The sequence below is a fragment of the Dactylosporangium sp. NPDC049525 genome (assembly GCF_040676755.1).
Lineage (GTDB): Bacteria > Actinomycetota > Actinomycetes > Mycobacteriales > Micromonosporaceae > Dactylosporangium.
This window is the reverse complement of the sequence record NZ_JBFAPO010000027.1, coordinates 99479-116094: the sequence shown is the minus strand read 5'-3', so window position 1 is coordinate 116094 and position 16616 is coordinate 99479. Positions and strand designations below refer to the sequence as shown.

15 protein-coding genes are annotated in these 16616 nt (G+C 72.9%); 9 read left to right on the top strand and 6 right to left on the bottom strand.

Going from position 1 to position 16616, the window contains the following annotated elements:
• The first annotated feature begins 39 nt into the window (after positions 1-39).
• Both AB0K00_RS32550 and AB0K00_RS32545 read left to right on the top strand, forming a co-directional pair.
• Complete coding sequence (locus AB0K00_RS32550; protein ID WP_363528194.1) at positions 40-438, top strand: PaaI family thioesterase; 399 nt, start codon at positions 40-42, stop codon at positions 436-438.
• Positions 439-539: 101 nt separating this feature from the next.
• Complete coding sequence (locus AB0K00_RS32545) at positions 540-1067, top strand: DinB family protein (protein ID WP_363528192.1); 528 nt, start codon at positions 540-542, stop codon at positions 1065-1067.
• A 19-nt stretch (positions 1068-1086) separates the two neighbouring features.
• Here AB0K00_RS32545 and AB0K00_RS32540 read toward each other — a convergent pair whose 3' ends face one another.
• The 6 genes from AB0K00_RS32540 to AB0K00_RS32515 all read right to left on the bottom strand — a co-directional run bounded on the left by AB0K00_RS32540 (position 1087) and on the right by AB0K00_RS32515 (position 7150).
• Positions 1087-2202 carry a winged helix DNA-binding domain-containing protein gene (locus tag AB0K00_RS32540; RefSeq protein WP_363528189.1) on the bottom strand — a complete coding sequence of 372 codons (1116 nt, stop codon included), beginning with the start codon at positions 2200-2202 and terminating at the stop codon, positions 1087-1089.
• Positions 2203-2307: 105 nt separating this feature from the next.
• Positions 2308-3513 carry an acyltransferase gene (locus AB0K00_RS32535; RefSeq protein WP_363528186.1) on the bottom strand — a complete coding sequence of 402 codons (1206 nt, stop codon included), beginning with the start codon at positions 3511-3513 and terminating at the stop codon, positions 2308-2310.
• A gap of 47 nt (positions 3514-3560) precedes the next feature.
• Positions 3561-3833, bottom strand: a complete 273-nt coding sequence (locus AB0K00_RS32530; RefSeq protein ID WP_363528183.1) for an acyl carrier protein — start codon at positions 3831-3833, stop codon at positions 3561-3563.
• Positions 3834-3838: 5 nt separating this feature from the next.
• On the bottom strand, positions 3839-4852 hold the full coding sequence (locus tag AB0K00_RS32525; RefSeq protein ID WP_363528180.1) for a transketolase C-terminal domain-containing protein: 1014 nt from the start codon (positions 4850-4852) through the stop codon (positions 3839-3841).
• Complete coding sequence (locus tag AB0K00_RS32520) at positions 4849-5745, bottom strand: transketolase (protein WP_363528178.1); 897 nt, start codon at positions 5743-5745, stop codon at positions 4849-4851. The genes AB0K00_RS32525 and AB0K00_RS32520 overlap by 4 nt, the downstream gene beginning before the upstream one ends.
• 49 nt (positions 5746-5794) lie before the next feature.
• Complete coding sequence (locus tag AB0K00_RS32515) at positions 5795-7150, bottom strand: DegT/DnrJ/EryC1/StrS family aminotransferase (protein WP_363528175.1); 1356 nt, start codon at positions 7148-7150, stop codon at positions 5795-5797.
• Positions 7151-7556: 406 nt separating this feature from the next.
• Here AB0K00_RS32515 and AB0K00_RS32510 point away from each other — a divergent pair, with 406 nt between their 5' ends.
• The 7 genes from AB0K00_RS32510 to AB0K00_RS32480 all read left to right on the top strand — a co-directional run bounded on the left by AB0K00_RS32510 (position 7557) and on the right by AB0K00_RS32480 (position 16616).
• Positions 7557-7736, top strand: coding sequence for a lysine biosynthesis protein LysW (locus AB0K00_RS32510; RefSeq protein WP_363528172.1), 180 nt, complete (start codon positions 7557-7559; stop codon positions 7734-7736).
• A 40-nt stretch (positions 7737-7776) separates the two neighbouring features.
• The gene (gene argC, locus AB0K00_RS32505; RefSeq protein WP_363528169.1) at positions 7777-8757 is read left to right on the top strand and encodes an N-acetyl-gamma-glutamyl-phosphate reductase; all 981 of its coding nucleotides are present in this window, start codon (positions 7777-7779) and stop codon (positions 8755-8757) included.
• Between the two features lie 61 nt (positions 8758-8818).
• The gene (locus AB0K00_RS32500; RefSeq protein ID WP_363528166.1) at positions 8819-9703 is read left to right on the top strand and encodes a [LysW]-aminoadipate kinase; all 885 of its coding nucleotides are present in this window, start codon (positions 8819-8821) and stop codon (positions 9701-9703) included.
• Positions 9696-10847, top strand: coding sequence for a M20/M25/M40 family metallo-hydrolase (locus AB0K00_RS32495; protein ID WP_363528163.1), 1152 nt, complete (start codon positions 9696-9698; stop codon positions 10845-10847). The genes AB0K00_RS32500 and AB0K00_RS32495 overlap by 8 nt, the downstream gene beginning before the upstream one ends.
• Positions 10844-11668: an SDR family oxidoreductase gene (locus AB0K00_RS32490; RefSeq protein WP_363528160.1), complete on the top strand. Its 825-nt coding sequence runs from the start codon at positions 10844-10846 to the stop codon at positions 11666-11668. The genes AB0K00_RS32495 and AB0K00_RS32490 overlap by 4 nt, the downstream gene beginning before the upstream one ends.
• 88 nt (positions 11669-11756) lie before the next feature.
• Positions 11757-16271 carry an amino acid adenylation domain-containing protein gene (locus tag AB0K00_RS32485; protein WP_363528157.1) on the top strand — a complete coding sequence of 1505 codons (4515 nt, stop codon included), beginning with the start codon at positions 11757-11759 and terminating at the stop codon, positions 16269-16271.
• A 120-nt stretch (positions 16272-16391) separates the two neighbouring features.
• Positions 16392-16616, top strand: coding sequence for an MbtH family NRPS accessory protein (locus tag AB0K00_RS32480; protein WP_363528154.1), 225 nt, complete (start codon positions 16392-16394; stop codon positions 16614-16616).

The window sequence follows — 16616 nt, the reverse complement described above, 5'->3', positions numbered from 1 at the left end:
GACTCTGCAGAGTCCAGCAGACACTGGGATACTGAAGACATGACGGTCGACAAGGTGGAGCAGCGACTCGGACCCTACATCGAGCATCTCGGCCTGCAGTTCGAGCAGGTCGGTCCCGACCGGGTGGTGGCCGCCTGGGCGGCCCGCAGCGACCTGCTCCAGCCGCACGGCATCCTGCACGGCGGGGTGCATTGCGCGGTCGTCGAGTCCGTCGCGAGCGTGGCCGCCGACCGCTGGCTCGGTGACCGGGGCACCGTGGTCGGGGTCAGCAACGCCACCGACTTCTACGCCCCGGTGACCGAGGCCAACGGCCGGCTCACCTCGACGGCGGTGCCGGTGCACCGCGGCGCCACCCAGCAGGTCTGGACGGTGGAGACCCTCGACGCCGCCGGCAACCTGGTCGCCCGCGGTCAGGTCCGGCTGCAGAACCTGCGCTGATCCCGTTCGGGGGATCCGGGACCGACCCGACATCGCCTGCGCTGCCGCCGTCCTATGGTTCAGGTATCTGAATCATCGTCACCAACCGACGGGAGCCGCGGATGATCTGGCGCGCCGAAGTGGTCGACCAGCTCGACCTCTACTGGGAAATGCACCTGGCGCCCAGACTGGCCGGCCTCACCGACGACGAGTACTTCTGGGAGCCGGTGAAGGACTGCTGGTCGCTGCGCACCGCCGCCGACGGCAAGGCCACCCTCGACGGGATGCGCAAGGACCCCGATCCGCCGCCGGTGACCACGATCGCGTGGCGCATGACCCACGTCGCCTTCCACGTGCTCGGCATCCGCACCAGCGCGCATTTCGGCGACAGCTCGCTGACGATGGACACCGCGCGGCTGCCGGTCACCGCCGACGACGCCGTCGCCACGCTGGAGCGGCACTACCGCGGCTGGCGTGACGCGGTGGCCGCCCTCGACGGCGCGGCGCTCGCCCGCTCGATCGGCGATGCCGAGGGCGAGTGGGCGAAGCGGCCGATGGCGACCCTGATGCTGCACGTCAACCGCGAGGTCATGCACCACGGCGCGGAGATCTGCCTGCTGCGCGACCTGTACCGCGCCAACTTCTCCTGACGCTCGCTGCTGCTGAGGCTCAGGCGACGCGGACCTTCAGGCCGCTCACGCCGTTGGCCTTCCCGACGTGCGTGGCCTCCTTCTGCAGGTCTTTCACCGGCAGTGCCACGCCGTCGAACGGGGTGACGACGAGGTCCTTGCCCTCGATCTCCCACACCGCCTCGACCTTGCCGTCGACCACGACGATCGGGGAGATCCAGCCGGCGGCGCGGCTCACCTTGGTGCGGTGCTTGGCCTCGACCAGGACCTCGTCCTTGGTGCCGGGGCCGAGCACGTACTGGTCGAAGTGGCCGAGCAGCTTGATGCCCGAGCACTCCTTGGCGTCGGCCAGCTCGTCGGCGTGCTCGGTCAGGATCAGCGCCTTGCGGCCCTCGACGTCGACCTCGGTGAGCTTGTCCTCCAGGTCCGCGAACCACCGGCGCAGCTTCGGCTTGCTGGTGCTGTTGAGCGTCAGCCAGCGGTCGAAGGTGTCCATCGTGGCGGGGCCGTAGACGCCCAGGTAGGCCGCGATCGCGGCGCGGGCGGCGTCGTCGGGCTCCGGGATGCCCTTCCAGTCGGACCCGAACTTCTTCGCCGGCGACGTGAACGTGATTTTGTTGCCCTGGTTGACGCCGTGGCACAGGGCGCCCCGCCAGGCGAGGGGCTTGAGCACCGAGCCCCAGCCGGACCGCAGCCGCTCCTCCATGCTCTTGAACCGCTTGTCGGCGATGAGCTTGGTGACCAGCTGGTCGCGGGTGAGCTCGGCACCGTCGGCGAGGAGCCCGGCGACCTCGTCGGTCAGCTCGTCGACCTGCTTCGGGCTGACGCCGGACGCCTTCGTCCAGGACGGCTTGAGCCAACTGCCCGCGTCCGCCATCAGCGACAGGAAGGCGCCGGCGTCGGCAGGGCGCAGCAGGTGCAGCGTGCCGCGCATCGCCCAGGTCTTCATCAGCGTGAGGTCGGCGACGTCCCGGTCGACGGCGTCGCCGTCGGGTGTCGTCTGCCGCAACGCGACGGCCAGCTCGGCGGCGCTCCACACCTGCGCCTGCACACCACACAGTCTGCCGACGATCTCGCTCGCGCTGCGCTTCGTGCGCGGGTCCACGTATTGGCGCTGCATCCGCCAAGTGGCGACCTGTTTCCAGGTGACTTTCACGTCGCCCCCTTTGTCGTCAGTCTTCACCCTATACCGAGTCCACGTACCCAGCAGGAGACGCGACGAAGCTCCCACCAGCGCGGTGGGAGCCTCGTCTGCGTGCGCTCAGCCCGTGTCGGCGGTCTTGGCCTCCAGGGTGTCGCGCTTGGCGGCGGGACGGCTCCACCGCCGCATGATGGGCCGCTCCACGAAGGTGTACAGCGCCCAGGCGAGCACGAGGCTGGTGACGATCGTCAGGCCCGCGTACGTCAGCACCGTGCCCCACGTGGTGGGTGCGTCGGCCGGGTTCGCGCCCCAGGTCGGGGAGTGCCGGCCGATCCAGCCGTAGACCACGACGAGCCAGTGCACCAGGTACAGCGCGAACGAGATCTCACCAAGGAAGATCATCGTCCGGCTGCCCAGCGCGCTGCCGGTGCCGTGGATGTCGCGGTTGGCGGCGGCACCGACCAGGAACACCAGCGGCAGGGCGGACACCATGACGAAACCGGCGATCGGCGGGGTGGCGCCACCGGCGGCGATGGCACCGACCGCGGCCACGGCGAGGGCCACGGGCAGCGGCCAGCGCTTCACCCAGCGACCGTTGATGATGATCAGTGCGGTGAACATGCCGAGCACGAACTCCAGCATCCGCACCGGCGGGAAGAACGTCATGAACCACATGTGCAGCCAGGGCAGCCCGGTGCCGCGGTGGGTCCCGCCGGCCGGCAGCAGCAGCGCCACGAAGGGCACCGCGACGATCGCGGCGAACGTGAACCAGAAGCCCCGCCACAGCCGCTCCGGGCGGACCCGGCGCAGCAGGTTCAGCACCATCGGGAAGGCCAGGTAGAACAGCAGCTCACAGGACAGCGACCAGGTCGGCGTGTTGTTCCACAGGTTGAACAGCAGGTCCTGGTCCGGGATCCAGGCGTGCACCAGGAACAGCGTGGCCAGGGTGTCGCGGGTCGACAGCGCCTGCGCGAAGGTGACCGCGAGCAGCACCGCGGCGAGCAGCGTCACCAGGTGGTTGGGGTAGATCTTGAAGAACCGCCGGCGCCAGAACTGCGGCACCGTGTCGCTCTCCCGGGCGACCCAGGTCAGCACGAAACCGCTCAGGATGAAGAAGAACGACACCCCGACGGAGCCGAAGCCGTAGAAGACGTGGATCAGGAAGATCTGGTCCTTGGCCACGTTCGGCAGCAGGTTGATGCCCACGTGGCACAGCACGACGAGGAACGCCGCGATGAACCGCAGGCCGGTGAGGGAGTGCAGCTTCTCTTTGCGCCGCTCCGCCTCGCTGACCGGCACTGCGGGCGCTTGTACGGTTGTTGCCACCTCATTACCTCCGGCTCTCGCCTCGATGGGGGTTCCGGTTCTCGGTGTCATTTCGCACCTCCGCCGGTCTCGGCCGCGGGCGCGAGCTCGCCGGCCAGTTCACGGACCACGGTCGCTTGGTAGAAGTTGCGCACCGGCAGCCGCCGACCCTGTTCGGCGTCGATCAGGTCGATCACCTCCATGGCCGTCAGGGACGTGCCGCCGAGGGCGAAGAAGTCGTCGTCCGCGGACACCTCCCGGTCGAGCTTGAGCACCCGCCGGAACACGCTCTGCACGTACTGGATGCGGTCCTCGTCGTGGATCAGGGCCGTGGTGGCCATCGTCATCACCTCGTCCTCGTGGCGGCGGCCCCGTGGCGCGCCGGTCGCTGGTTCTGGTCGTGGGCAAGCAGTTCCCGTGCGGCGTCCACCACCGCGGCGGTGCTCACCCCGTGCGCGGCGAGCGCGTCGCGCTGGCTGGCCACGCGGCCGCCGGGGGTGCCCCGCACCGCGAGCCGCCGCATCGGCACGGCCAGGTCGGCCGACACCACCTCGGCGACGGCGTCGCCCATGCCGCCCTGCGGCCGGTGCTCCTCCACGGTCACCACACCGGCGCGGCCGCGGCAGCCCGTGAGGAGCCCGTCGCGGTCCAGCGGGTGCAGGGTGTGCAGTTCCAGGACCTGCGCGGCGACGCCGTCGCCGGCGAGGTCCTCGGCCGCCTCGAGCGCGAACAGCAGCGGCAGCGGACCGGTCGCCACGATCGTGACGTCGGTGCCGTCGCGCAGCACCCTGGCACGGCCGAGGTGGAAGTCGGGCGCCGGGCCGGGCGGCACCGGCGTGGCGGAGCGGCCCAGCCGCAGGTACGCGGGGCCGGGCAGGTCGTGCAGCTGCCGGGTGGCGGCGCCGATCTGGCGCCCGTCGCCGGGGACGACGACGGCCAGCTCCGCCAGCGCCCGGGCGACCGCCAGGTCCTCCAGGGCGAAGTGGGTGGTGCCGAAGTGCGCGGCGGACAGCCCGCCGTGCGTGGCGATCACCCGCACCGGCAGCCGGTTGCCGACCACGTCCAGCTTCAGGAACTCCGCCGCGCGCATGGTGGCGAACGTCGCCATGGTGTGCACGTAGGGGATGAAGCCGCGGCTGGCGAGCCCGGCGGCGACCGTCATCAGGTTCGCCTCGGCGATGCCGATGTTGACGTACTGGTCGGGGAACTGCTTGGCGAAGGTGTCCTCCAGCCCGCCGGTGTCGGAGTCCAGGCAGATCACCCGCGGGTCTTCGGCGGCCAGCTCCGTCAGGGCCTCGCGGTAGGCGGTGCGTGGATCCGGGCCGAGGACCACCTCGGCGGTGTCGACCACGGCGGTCACGACGCACCTCCCGCAGACCGGCCGATCGCGGCGAGGGCGCGCTGCACCAGCGCCGGCTTGAGCTTGGCGTAGTGCCCGGCGACCCGCTGCTCCAGGAACGGCACGCCGCGGCCCTTCACGGTCTTGGCGATCACGACGACCGGCCCGTCCGGGGCCGGGCGCAGCGCCTCGCGCAGGGCGGGCAGGTCGTGGCCGTCGACGGTGCGCGCCTGCCACCCGAAGGCCTCGAACTTGGCGTCGAGGGGCTCCAACCCGACGGTGTCCTCGGTGCCGCCGGTGATCTGCAGCCCGTTGCGGTCCACCACCGCGACCAGCCCGGACAGCCTGCGGTGGCCGGCCAGCAGCGCGGCCTCCCAGACGCTGCCTTCCTGCAGCTCGCCGTCGCCGAGGACGGTGTACACGTGCCGGTCGCCGCCGCGCAGCTGCTCGGCGAGTGCGAGGCCCACCGACAGGCCGAGCCCGTGGCCGAGCGAGCCGGTCGCGAACTCGACGCCGGGCAGGTCGTGCCGGGGGTGCCCGAACAGCCGGCTGCCCGGCTGGGCGTAGCCGTCCAGCTCCTCCGCCGGGAACCGGCCGAGCTGGGTCAGCGCGCTGTACAACGCGGGCGCGGCGTGGCCCTTGCTGAGCACGAAGGAGTCGCCGGGGCGCAGCAGCTCGGCGTGCAGGACGGCCATCAGGTCGGCGCAGGACAGGCTGCCGCCGGCGTGTGCGCCCTCGGGGCCGCCGGCCATCCGGATGATGTCCTGACGGATCCGCTTGGCCATCGCCGCCGCGTCGAGCGTCGTGCCGGATGCGGTGTCGGATGCGGTCTCCGAGGCCGCCGGGTCCTGCGCCGCCGGTTCGAGCGTTGCCGCGGGGGAGTGCGGCGGGCCTGTCGTGGTCGGCACGGCCATGTCTGGCTCCCTTCGAGGTGGAGGTCGAGCTGGGTTCGGGTCGGGCGGGTCAGCCTCGGCGCAGCACCTCCCGCCAGCCCGGGGCGGGCCGGGAGCCGGCCATCCGGCGGATCAGGTCGAAGTGCTGCCAGACCTTCTCGAAGGCGTCGGCGTAGCGCTGCAGCAGCGGCCCGGCGTCGGGGTCCAGGTGCCGGCGCTGCAGGCACAGCGAACCGTCGATGACGTCGGCGGTCACCGGGAAACGCTCGGCCACCCAGTCCAGCGCGGCGTCCTCGGACAGCCCGGCCGGCCGGAACGCGGGATGCGCGGGCAGCGGCGCGACCTGCCACTGGGAGACCGGCACACCCTCGGCGCGCAGCGCCCGGTGCAGGGCGGTGCGCAGCCCGGCGCGGTGCTCCGGGTCCAGGCCGAGCTCCTCCGGCTCGGGCATCAGGCGCAGGATGTGCCAGGAATGCGTGCGCCCCGCGGGGGTCCGCGGCACGTGCAGCCCGGGCAGCTGCTCCAGCCGGTCCAGGAAGGCCCGGATCCCGGGCTCGCGCCGGCGGGTGTCGTCGTGGAAACGGGCCAGCTGGGAGCGGGTGAACGCGGCCGCGACCGGCGCGATCCTGGCGTTGAGCGCGGTGCGGTGGGAGATGTACGTGCGCGCCCCGGTCGGTGCCAGCTCGCCGAAGTTGCGCAGCCGCACCAGCTGCTCGTGCAGGTCGTCGTCGTCGGTGGTGACGAGCCCGCCCTCGCCGCACGTCGGCAGGTTCTTGTGGGGGTGCAGGCTGAAGCAGCCGACCGTGCCGAGCGCGCCGGCCCGCTCGCCGTCGAGCTGCGCGCCGTGCGCCTGGGCGGCGTCCTCGACGACCCGGACGTCCAGCCGGCCGGCCAGCCGGTTCAGGGCGTGCATGTCCGCCGGCAGGCCGTGCAGGTGCACCGGCAGCAGCGCGGCGGTGCGCGGCCCGGCGGCCTCGGCGGCGGAGTGCGGGTCCATCGTGTACGTGTAGGTGTCCGGCTCGATGTCGGCGAACACCGCGGTGCCGCCGGCCGCGTGGACGGCGTGCGCGGTCGCGTTCATGGTCAAGGCGGGGACGATCACCTCGTCGCCGGGGCCGATCCCGCAGGCGCGCAGTGCGACGTGCAGCGCGGCGGTGCCGGAGGCGACGGCCACGCAGTGGCGCACCCCGGTGGCCTGGGCCCACGACGCCTCCAGCCGGCCGACCTCCGGCTCCCCGGGTGAGGCGGCGTTGAGCTGCCCGCTGCGCAGGACGCGGAGCACGGCCTGCTCGTCGGCCTCGGTGACGATTGGCCAGACGGCGTCGGCGCAGTCCTTGGGCACGGCCCGCGGGCCGCCGAGCAGCGCCAGTTCGGCGCCGGGACGGGTCGCCGCGGGACGGCTCACGGTGCGGGTCGTCTCAGACATGGGTGGGGCACCTCCGGTCGGACGAGTTCGCGCCGGGACGCGGGCGGCGGCAATCCGTCGTCGCAGACACTCGGCAGACAAAATGTAGACTCTGCGCCGTGCGATGCAGTGTTGAACGTTGGCTATGTGGTCTCGTCGGCCAGCATCGCCCGGGTCGCTGGCATCCGCAAGTTGATCTTCACGGCCCCGAGCGCTCACCTGAACTCCGCCGGAATGTGGTGTGTAGCAGCACTTTCCTTGCACTGGAAGGGATTGGCGGGATCACCGCCGGTGGCCGCACCCAGTGATCGCCACCGATCAGTGGAGGGTCCGAAGAGATTGTCGCTCAGGATGTGCACTCGTGAAGCATGTGTTAGCTTCTGCAGTGTTGGCAAAACAGTAATCACACAATCTAGCGGAGGCAACTATGACTGTTGCTGTGACTGTGCAGTGCCCCGAGTGTGCGGGTGCGGTCCCTGTTTCCGACGAACTGCTGGTCGCCGAGATCGTGATCTGCCAGCACTGCTCGAGCGAGCTCGAAGTGGTGGCGACCGGGCCCGTGGTGCTCGCGCTGGCCCCCGAGGTCGAAGAGGACTGGGGCGAGTAACCGGACAACCCGACGACCGCGAGCTGGAAGGAGTTGCCCGGTGAAGGTGAGTGTTCTCGGCGCGGCCGGATACACCGGCGGGGAACTGCTCCGCCTGGTGCACACCCACCCCGAACTCGACCTGGCGCAGGCCGTCTCACGGCGGCACGCCGGCCGGCCCGTCGCGGAGGTGCACCCGAACCTGCACCACCTGGGGCTGACCTTTCAGCCGCCGCAGGACCTGACCCCGGTGGACACCGCCTTCCTGGCGCTGCCGTCGGGAGCCTCCGCCGAGGTGGAGGCGGGCGTCGCGGAGGTCGCCGGGACGATCGTCGACCTGAGCCCGGACTTCCGCTTCGGCGCCGACTCGGTGTCCGGCGAGACGTACCGGACCGGGCTGCCCGAGCTGTACGCCGACGAGCTTCCCGGCGCGGCCCGCATCAGCGTCCCCGGCTGCATGGCGACCGCCGCCGTGCTGGCCCTGGCGCCGCTGCAGCGGGCCGGGCTGGTGGCCGGCGACGTCGTGGTGGACGCCCGGACCGGCTCGTCCGGCTCCGGCGCCGAGCCGGGACCCGCCTCGCACCACGCCGAGCGCGGGCACGCCTTCCGGGTCTACCGGCCCACCGGGCACCGGCACGAGAAGGAGATCGCCGCGCTCGCCGGGGTGCGGCCAAGGATGACCGTGACGGCCGTCCCGGCGGTGCGCGGCGTGCAGGTCATCTGCCACGTCACGCCGCCCGAGCCGGTGACCCGCCGGGACGTGCTGCGGGTCCTGCAGCTCGCGTACCGCGACCACCCGTTCGTCAGGGTGGTGGCCCGCAGCCGCGGCGTGCACCGGATGCCGGACCCGCAGTTCCTGTCCGGCACCAACTTCACCGACATCGGCTGCGCGGTCGACGAGGACGGCGGACGCATCGTCGTGGTCGCCGCGCTGGACAACCTCGTCAAGGGCGCGGCCGGCGGCGGCGTACAGAGCCTGAACGTGGCCCGCGGGCTGCCGGAGGACACCGGACTGGAGTTCCCCGGCCTGCACCCCGCCTGACCGGCGGGCGCGACCGGACGGAAAGCAGCGAGACGAACAAGCGTCGGGAGGTGAGCGGGGAATGGCACGGGACGACAGCCAAGACCTGGCCCAGGAACTGATGGTCGACGCGCCGGCCGGGACCGCCATCCCCGCAGGGGTGATCGTGGTCAAGATCGGCGGCGGAGCCAACCCCGAGACGGTGCTGGACGAGGTGGCCGAACTGGCCGCTGCCGGCCTGCCGACGGTGCTGGTGCACGGCGGCGGCGCGGCCGCCGACGAGCTGGCCGACCAGCTCGGCGTGGAACGCGAGGTGATCAAGTCACCGGACGGCACGCACAGCAGGCGCACCGACGAGCCGATGCTCGAGGTCATCACCATGGCCCTGCTCGGGCAGGTGAAGCCGGAGCTGGTCAGCGGGCTGCGGGCGCGCGGCGCCCGCGCGGTCGGCCTCAGCGGCGCCGACGGCGAGATGCTGACCGCGAAACGCAAGCCGGCGATCCGGTCGGTCCAGGACGGGCGGATCGTGCTGATCCGCGACGACCGATCCGGCCAGATCGAACGGGTCGACCCCAGCTCCGTGCAGGCGGTGCTGGAGCACGGCGACGTCCCCGTGGTGTCCCCGCCGGCCAGCGACGACGAGGGGCACCTGCTCAACGTCGACGCCGACGAGACCGCCGCCCGGCTCGCCGTGGCCCTGGACGCTTCCGCGCTGGTGCTGCTCACCGACGTGAGCGGGGTGCTCGAGGATCCGAACGACCCGTCCACCAGGCTCGAAGAGGTCGGCCCGGAGCACCTGGACGGCGACATCGTGCAGGGCCGGATGCGGCACAAGGTGCGCGCCGGGCTGCGCGCCAGCCGGACCGTGGACCAGGTCGCCATCGCCTCCGCCGAACAGGACCAGCCGATCCGGCAGGCGTTGAACGGCACCGGAACCTTCGTCCGCGAAGGGGACCGCGATGCGTGACGGGCCGCGGGAGGACTACCCGGCGTGGCTGCTGCGCGCCGCGCTGAGCATCCCGTCCGTCTCCGGGCAGGAGCTGCCGCTCGCCGGGTTCCTCGCCGAGCAGCTGGACGCGCTCGGGTTCGACGCGCACGTCGACGAGGTCGGCAACGTGCACGGCGTGATCGGCCCGGGCGACGGACCCACCGTGATGCTGCTCGGCCACATCGACACCGTCCCCGGGCACGTGCCGGTCTGTCAGGTCGGTGACCTGCTGTACGGCCGCGGCTCGGTGGACGCCAAGGGCTCCTTCGTCACGATGATCTGCGCCGCCGCCCGCAGCCGCGGGGTGCGGGTGCACGTCGTCGGCGCGGTCGGCGAGGAGGTCGCCGGTGGGCGCGGCGCCCGGCACGTCATGGACACCGTGGCGCCCCCGGCGGCCGTGGTGATCGGCGAGCCGAGCGGCTGGGACGGGGTCTGCCTGGGGTACAAGGGGCGCATCGGCCTGGGATATGAGATGCACCAGCCGCCGCTGCACACCAGCAGTCCTGAGCCGACCGCGGTGGAACGCGCCGCCCGCTTCGCCCACGACGTGCAGGACTACCTGCGCGGCCTGTCGGGCGAGCCGGACCCGGACCCGGTCGCGTTCGGCGTCGCCGCCGGCACCCTCGTCCGGCTCTGCGGCGACCTCGCCGACGCCGAGGCGTTCCTGACCTGCCGGGTGCCGCCGGGCTTCGACTTCGCGGCCCTGGAGCGCTTCGCCCGCAGCCGTACGCACAGCCGGATCTGGGTGGACGAGCGGGTGCCCGGGGTGACCCGGACCCGGTCCGACCCGGTGGTGAGCCAGCTGCGCGCCGCGATCGCCGCGCAGGGTGCCCGCCCGACGTTCAAGCGCAAGGCCGGCACCTCCGACATGAACACCCTCGACCCGTGGGGCGTGCCGATGGCCGCGTACGGGCCCGGGGACGCCCACCTGGACCACACGACCGACGAACACCTCCCGATCAGCGAGCTGTACCGCGCGATCGACGTCCTCGCCCTCGCGCTGCCCCGGCTCGGCCGGCAGCTCGCCGCGACGCCGTCCCGCCCGCCCGAACCGGCCCCTGCATCGGCACTTGATTCGGCACGAGAACCGGCACTGGCCGGGTCCAATCCACTGGAGGCATGATGTTGCTCGACGGGAACGTCGCCATGATCACTGGCGCGGCCCGTGCGCTGGGCCGCTCCCACGCGCTGACCTTCGCCCGCGAGGGCGCCGACCTGATCCTGGTGGACCACTGCGATCCGGAGGCCGGCCCCTACCCGATGTCCGGCCGGCGCGAGCTGGAGGAGACCGCCGATTCCTGCCGGCGCTTCGGCAGCCGGGTGCTGACCGGCGTCGCCGACGTCCGCGACCAGTCCAATGTGGACAAAGTCGTCGACGAGGGTCTCGACGAGTTCGGCCGGATCGACGTGCTGCTCAACAACGCCGGCGTGCTCGGCCCCGGCGGGGTCCGCGCGCACGAGCTGACCGAGGAGCAGTGGCAGCTCGCGCTGGACGTCAACCTCAGCGGCACCTGGCGGTGCTGCCGGGCGGTGCTGCCGCACATGGTCGGGCAGGGCGGCGGGCGGATCGTGAACACCGCGTCCACCGGCGGCAAGGTCGCCTTCGAGATGTACGCCAACTACGTCGCCTCCAAGCACGGCGTGATCGGGCTGACCAAGTCGATCGCGCTGGAGTACGGCCGGCACGGCGTCCGCGCCAACGCCGTGTGCCCGAGCACCGTCGCCGACGACGCCGAGCTGGGCACCCGCAGCACCCGCGCGGTCGCCGAGGCCCTCGGATCCGAACTGGACGACTACGAGCAGAAGTCCGCCTCACTGCACGCGATCGGCCGGCTGGTCACCGCCGCCGAGGTGTCGGCCGCCTGCCTGTGGCTGGCGAGCCCGAACTCCGGCGGCGTCACCGGCACCGAGCTGGTGGTCGACGGCGGCTTCACCGCCCGCTGAGCCGGGCTCCCGGACGACACCGGAAGACACCGGAAGACCCCCGACGGACATCTCCACGGACATCTCGACGGACAGGGAGTTTCCAGCCATGGATCAGCCGACCGAGCTGCAGACCCGGGACGGTGCCGCCGCTCCGCAGGACCTCGCCGCGCTGCGGTCGCGGCTGGCTGAGCTGAGCCCGGACAAGCGCCGGCTGGTCGAGCGGATGCTCGCCCGCAAGGGCACCGACCTCGGGATCATCCGCCGGGCCGGCGGCGCGCCGGAGGCACCCTGCTCGTTCGAGCAGGAGCGGCTGTGGTTCATGTACGAGCTGCTGACCCGCCGCGAGATCTTCCACGTCCCGGTCGCGCTGCGCATCGACGGCGACCTGGACGCGGGCGCGCTGGAACGGGCGCTGCAGCAGCTCGCGGCGCGCCACGAGGCGCTGCGCACGGTCTTCCGCCAGCGCGACGGCAAGCCCTACCAGCTGGTCCAGGACCGCATGACGATCCCGCTCGAGCAGGTCGACTGCAGCACCGAGGCGGATCCGGTCGGCACGGCCCGGCACCTGGCGTCGGAGCTGGTCACCGAGGACTTCGACCTGACCGAGGGTCCGCTGGTGCGCTGCACGCTCTACCGCGTCGACGAGCGCACCCACCTGCTGGCGCTGGTCCAGCACCACATCGTGTCCGACAACTGGTCGCTGGGGATCCTGCTGGACGACCTCGGCCGCCTGTACGCCAACGAGCTCGGCGTGCCGGTCGAGCTGGCGCCGCTGGACGTGCACTACCCCGACTTCGCCGAATGGCAGCGCTCCACTGTGGACGGTGCATCGACGCGGCGCATCCTGGAGCACTGGCGGGAGCGCCTCGACGGTGCCCCGGACGCCCTCGACCTGCCCACCGACCGGCCCCGGCCGGCGATCCGCGGCAGCCAGGGGCAGTTCCACCACGTGCGCTTCGACGCCGACCTGGTCGCCGGGCTGCGCGACCTGGCCAGCAAGCACGACACCACGCTGCTGGGCGCGTTCCTGGCCGGCTACGTCGCCCTGCTGTCCCGGCTGGTGCGCACCGAATCCCTGGTGGTCGGGGTACCGGTGGCCGGCCGGCCGCAGGCGGAGACGCAGCGGATGATCGGCTACTTCCTCAACTGGCTGCCGATCCACGTGCGGGTCGGCGACCGGCCCGACCTGCACACCCTGGTGCGCCGCACCGGGTCCGCCCTCGCCGCGGCGATGGGCCACCAGGACATCCCCTTCGACATGCTGGTGCGCGAGCTGGCGCCGTCCCGCCGCCCCGGCGTCACGCCCATCTTCCAGACGTCGTTCTCGCTGCGCGACGGCGCGCCCACCCCGCCCAGGATGCCCGGCCTCGAGATCGACTTCTTCGAGCTCGAAGGCGGCGCGACCCACTACGACCTGATGGCCGAGCTGTGGTGCGAGGGCGACGAGGTCGTGGGCTACCTGCCGTTCGACGACGAGCTGCTCGACGCGGCGACCGTCGCCCGCTGGGCCGGCTGGCTGGAGACGCTGCTGCGAACCGGCCTGGCCAACCCGGACGTCCCCGTCGCCGACCTGCCGATGCTCGGCGAGGACGAGCCCGCCGTCATCCCCGCCCGCGGCCTGGCCGGCACCGGCGGTGTCGCGGCGACGCTGCCCGCCGCCTTCGCCGCGCAGGCCGATCGGCACGCCGACGCCGTCGCCGTCTCCGACGACCGGCAGAAGCTCACCTACGCGCAGCTGTCCGAGCGGGCCGGCCGGATCGCCGCCGCCCTGCGGGACCGCGGCGAGGGTCCCGGCAGCATCGTCGGCCTGGTGCTCGACCGCGGCGTGGACCTGCCCGCCGCCATCCTCGGCGTGCTGCAGGCCGGTGCCGCCTACCTGCCGATCGACCCGGAGAACCCGGCCGACCGCACCGCCGACCAGTTCGCCGAGTGCCAGGTGCGCACCGTGCTGGTCGTCCCGGCGACGGCGAAGGCGCCCGCGCTCGGCGCCGACGGCGGCCCGCAGACCCTCGTGCTGGACTGGCAGGACCAGGCCTGGCAGGGTGCCGCGCCCGCGCCGGTCGCCGTGGACGTGTCCCCGGACGCGCCCGCCTACGTCATCTACACGTCCGGCTCCACCGGCAAGCCCAAGGGCGTCCTCGCTGCGCACCGGCATGTGCTGCGGCTCATGGCCGCCTGCGACGAGCACATGCGGTTCGGCCCCGACGACGTGTGGACGCTGTTCCACTCGTACGCCTTCGACTTCTCCGTCTGGGAGCTGTGGGGTGCGCTGCTGCACGGCGGCCGCCTGCTGGTCGTGCCGCAGTGGGCCACCCGCGCGCCGGACGTGTTCGCCGAGCTCGTGCTGAGCGAGCAGGTCACCGTGCTGAGCCAGACGCCGTCGGCGTTCGGCCAGGTGAGCGCCGCCCTGCTGGAGCGTTCCGAGCGGCAGGCGCTGCGGTACGTCGTGTTCGGCGGTGAGGCGCTCAACCTCGCCGCGCTGCGCCCCTGGGTGCGGGCGCACGGCGACCGGCAGCCCGAGCTCATCAACATGTACGGGATCACCGAGACCACCGTGCACGTCACCGTCCGGCCCGTCCGCGAGGGCGACCTGGCCGAGACCGCGTCGCTCATCGGCCCGCCGCTGCCGGACCTGTCGCTGTACCTGCTGGACGCGTCGCAGCACCCGGTCGGCACCGGTGTACCCGGCGAGATCTTCGTCGGCGGCGACGGCGTGAGCCACGGCTACGTCGCCAACCCCGCGCTGACCGCCGAGCGGATGCTGCCCGACCCGTTCAGCGCGCGGACCGGCGCCAGGATGTACCGCAGCGGCGACCTCGCCGTGCGCCGCGACGACGGCGAACTGGTGTACCTGGGCCGCGGCGACGACCAGGTGAAGGTGCGCGGCCACCGGATCGAGCTCGGCGAGGTGCAGGCGGCCCTGACCGCCCTGGACGACGTCGCCCGGGCCGCCGTGGTGCTGGAACGCGACCGGGTCGGCGCCGCCACCCTCGCCGGCTACGCCGTGCCGGCCGGGGACGCGCAGCCCACGGGCACCGCGATCCGCCGGGCGCTGCTGCGCACGCTGCCGGAGTGGATGGTGCCGGCGTCCGTCACCGTCCTCGACGAGCTCCCGCTGACCCGCAACGGCAAGCTCGACCGCAAGGCCCTGGCCGGCCGCCGCGACAAGGCCGCCCCGACCGGGCCGCGCGGCGAGGCGCCCCAGGGCGACACCGCGGTCGCGCTCGCGGCGATCTGGACCGACCTGCTCGGCGTGCCCGCCGTGGGCGGCGAGGACAACTTCTTCGAGCTCGGCGGCCACTCGCTGATGGTGATGCACATGGTCGCCCGCATCCGCACGGCGCTCGGCGTCGAGGTGCCGATGGAGACCCTGTTCAGCAACCCGCAGCTGCAGCCCCTCGCCGATGCCGTCGACGAGGTCGGGACCCGTACCCCAAGCGCCGGCGACGGGCCGGCGGACGAGATCGAGGCCGTGCGTGCCGACATCGCCGAACGGGCCGCGGGGATCCCCCGGCCCGGGGCGCGCGACGCCGCCGACCGCGACACGGTGCTGCTCACCGGTGCCACCGGCTTCGTCGGCCGGTTCGTCCTCGCCGAGCTGCTCGGTGCCGGCGCGCACGTGGTGTGCCTGGTCCGCGGCGGCGCCGGCCGGCGCGCCGACCTCGTCGCCGGGATGACCGACCTCGGGCTGTGGCGCGAGGAGCACCACGAGCGCCTGGAGCTGGTCGACGGCGACATCGCCGCACCGCGACTCGGTCTGTCCACAGTGGACTTCGACCGGCTGGCGGACGGCGCCGGGCGCATCGTGCACGCCGCGGCGTGGGTCAACCACGTGTACCCGTACGGGCAGCTGGCCGCCGCGAACACGCACAGCATGGCGGCCCTGCTGGAGCTCGCCGCCGCCGGCCGGCGCAAGGCGCTGACCGTGGTGTCGACCAGCTCGGTGTACGACGCCGCCGGCGACACCGTGTCGCCCGGCCCGCTGCAGGCCCTGCCGTCCGCGGCCAACGGATACGTGCGGTCCAAGGCGGTGGCGGAGCTGTACCTCGACCTCGCCGGCGAACTGGACGTGCCTGCCGTGGTGGTGCGCATCCCCAGCGTCTTCGGCGACCAGCGGCGCTTCCAGATCAACGCCGCGGACGCGGTGTGGAGCTGGTCCCGGGCGATGATCGACACCGGGTCCTTCCCGGAGAGCTTCGCCCTCGACGGCAACGAGCTCTTCCAGGCCCTGCCCGCCGATGCCGCCGCCCGGGCGATCCTGCTGGCCGACCGCGGTCACGCCGACGCCGGCACCCGTTACCTGGACGCCGTTCCGGCGGCGATCGGTGGCACCCAGGACCTGGTGGAGGCGATCCGCGCCGCCGGGCACCAGCTGCGCCCCAGTCCGGACCGCGAGTGGTATGCGCGGGTCGGCGAACTCGACCCGGGCCGGGTCTGGGTGGCCGGCATCGCCGGCCAGGTCGCGGCCCAGCTGGCGGCCGACCCCTCGGTCGCCGCCCCTCGCACCCTGCGCCGCTTCGCCGTCCCCGACGAGGGTGCCATCGGCGAGCTGCTGCGGACGCGGGCGCTGCACACCCCGGCGCACCTCGCCGGGTACATCCGGACGCTCGACGCGTCCTGACCTGCCGGCCGCGTCCGGCGGCCCAACCACACGTCCACGACGGGAAACGGACCGGGAGGAATGCCCCAGGCCCAGGTTTTGCACGGCCAAGGACGAGACCGCACGTCATGAACGATGGGAGTGACAGTGAGCACGGACGAGCGTACGTATCTCGTGGTGCGTAACCACGAGGACCAGTACTCGATCTGGCCCGCCGGGCAGGACATCCCGGACGGCTGGGCCGCAGAGGGCTTCGACGGCCCGAAGGACGCCTGCCTGGCGCACATCGCCGAGGTGTGGACCGACCTCCGGCCGCTGAGCCTGCGCCACGCCGGCGTCGTCGAGGGAGGTGTGCACGTTGGCTGA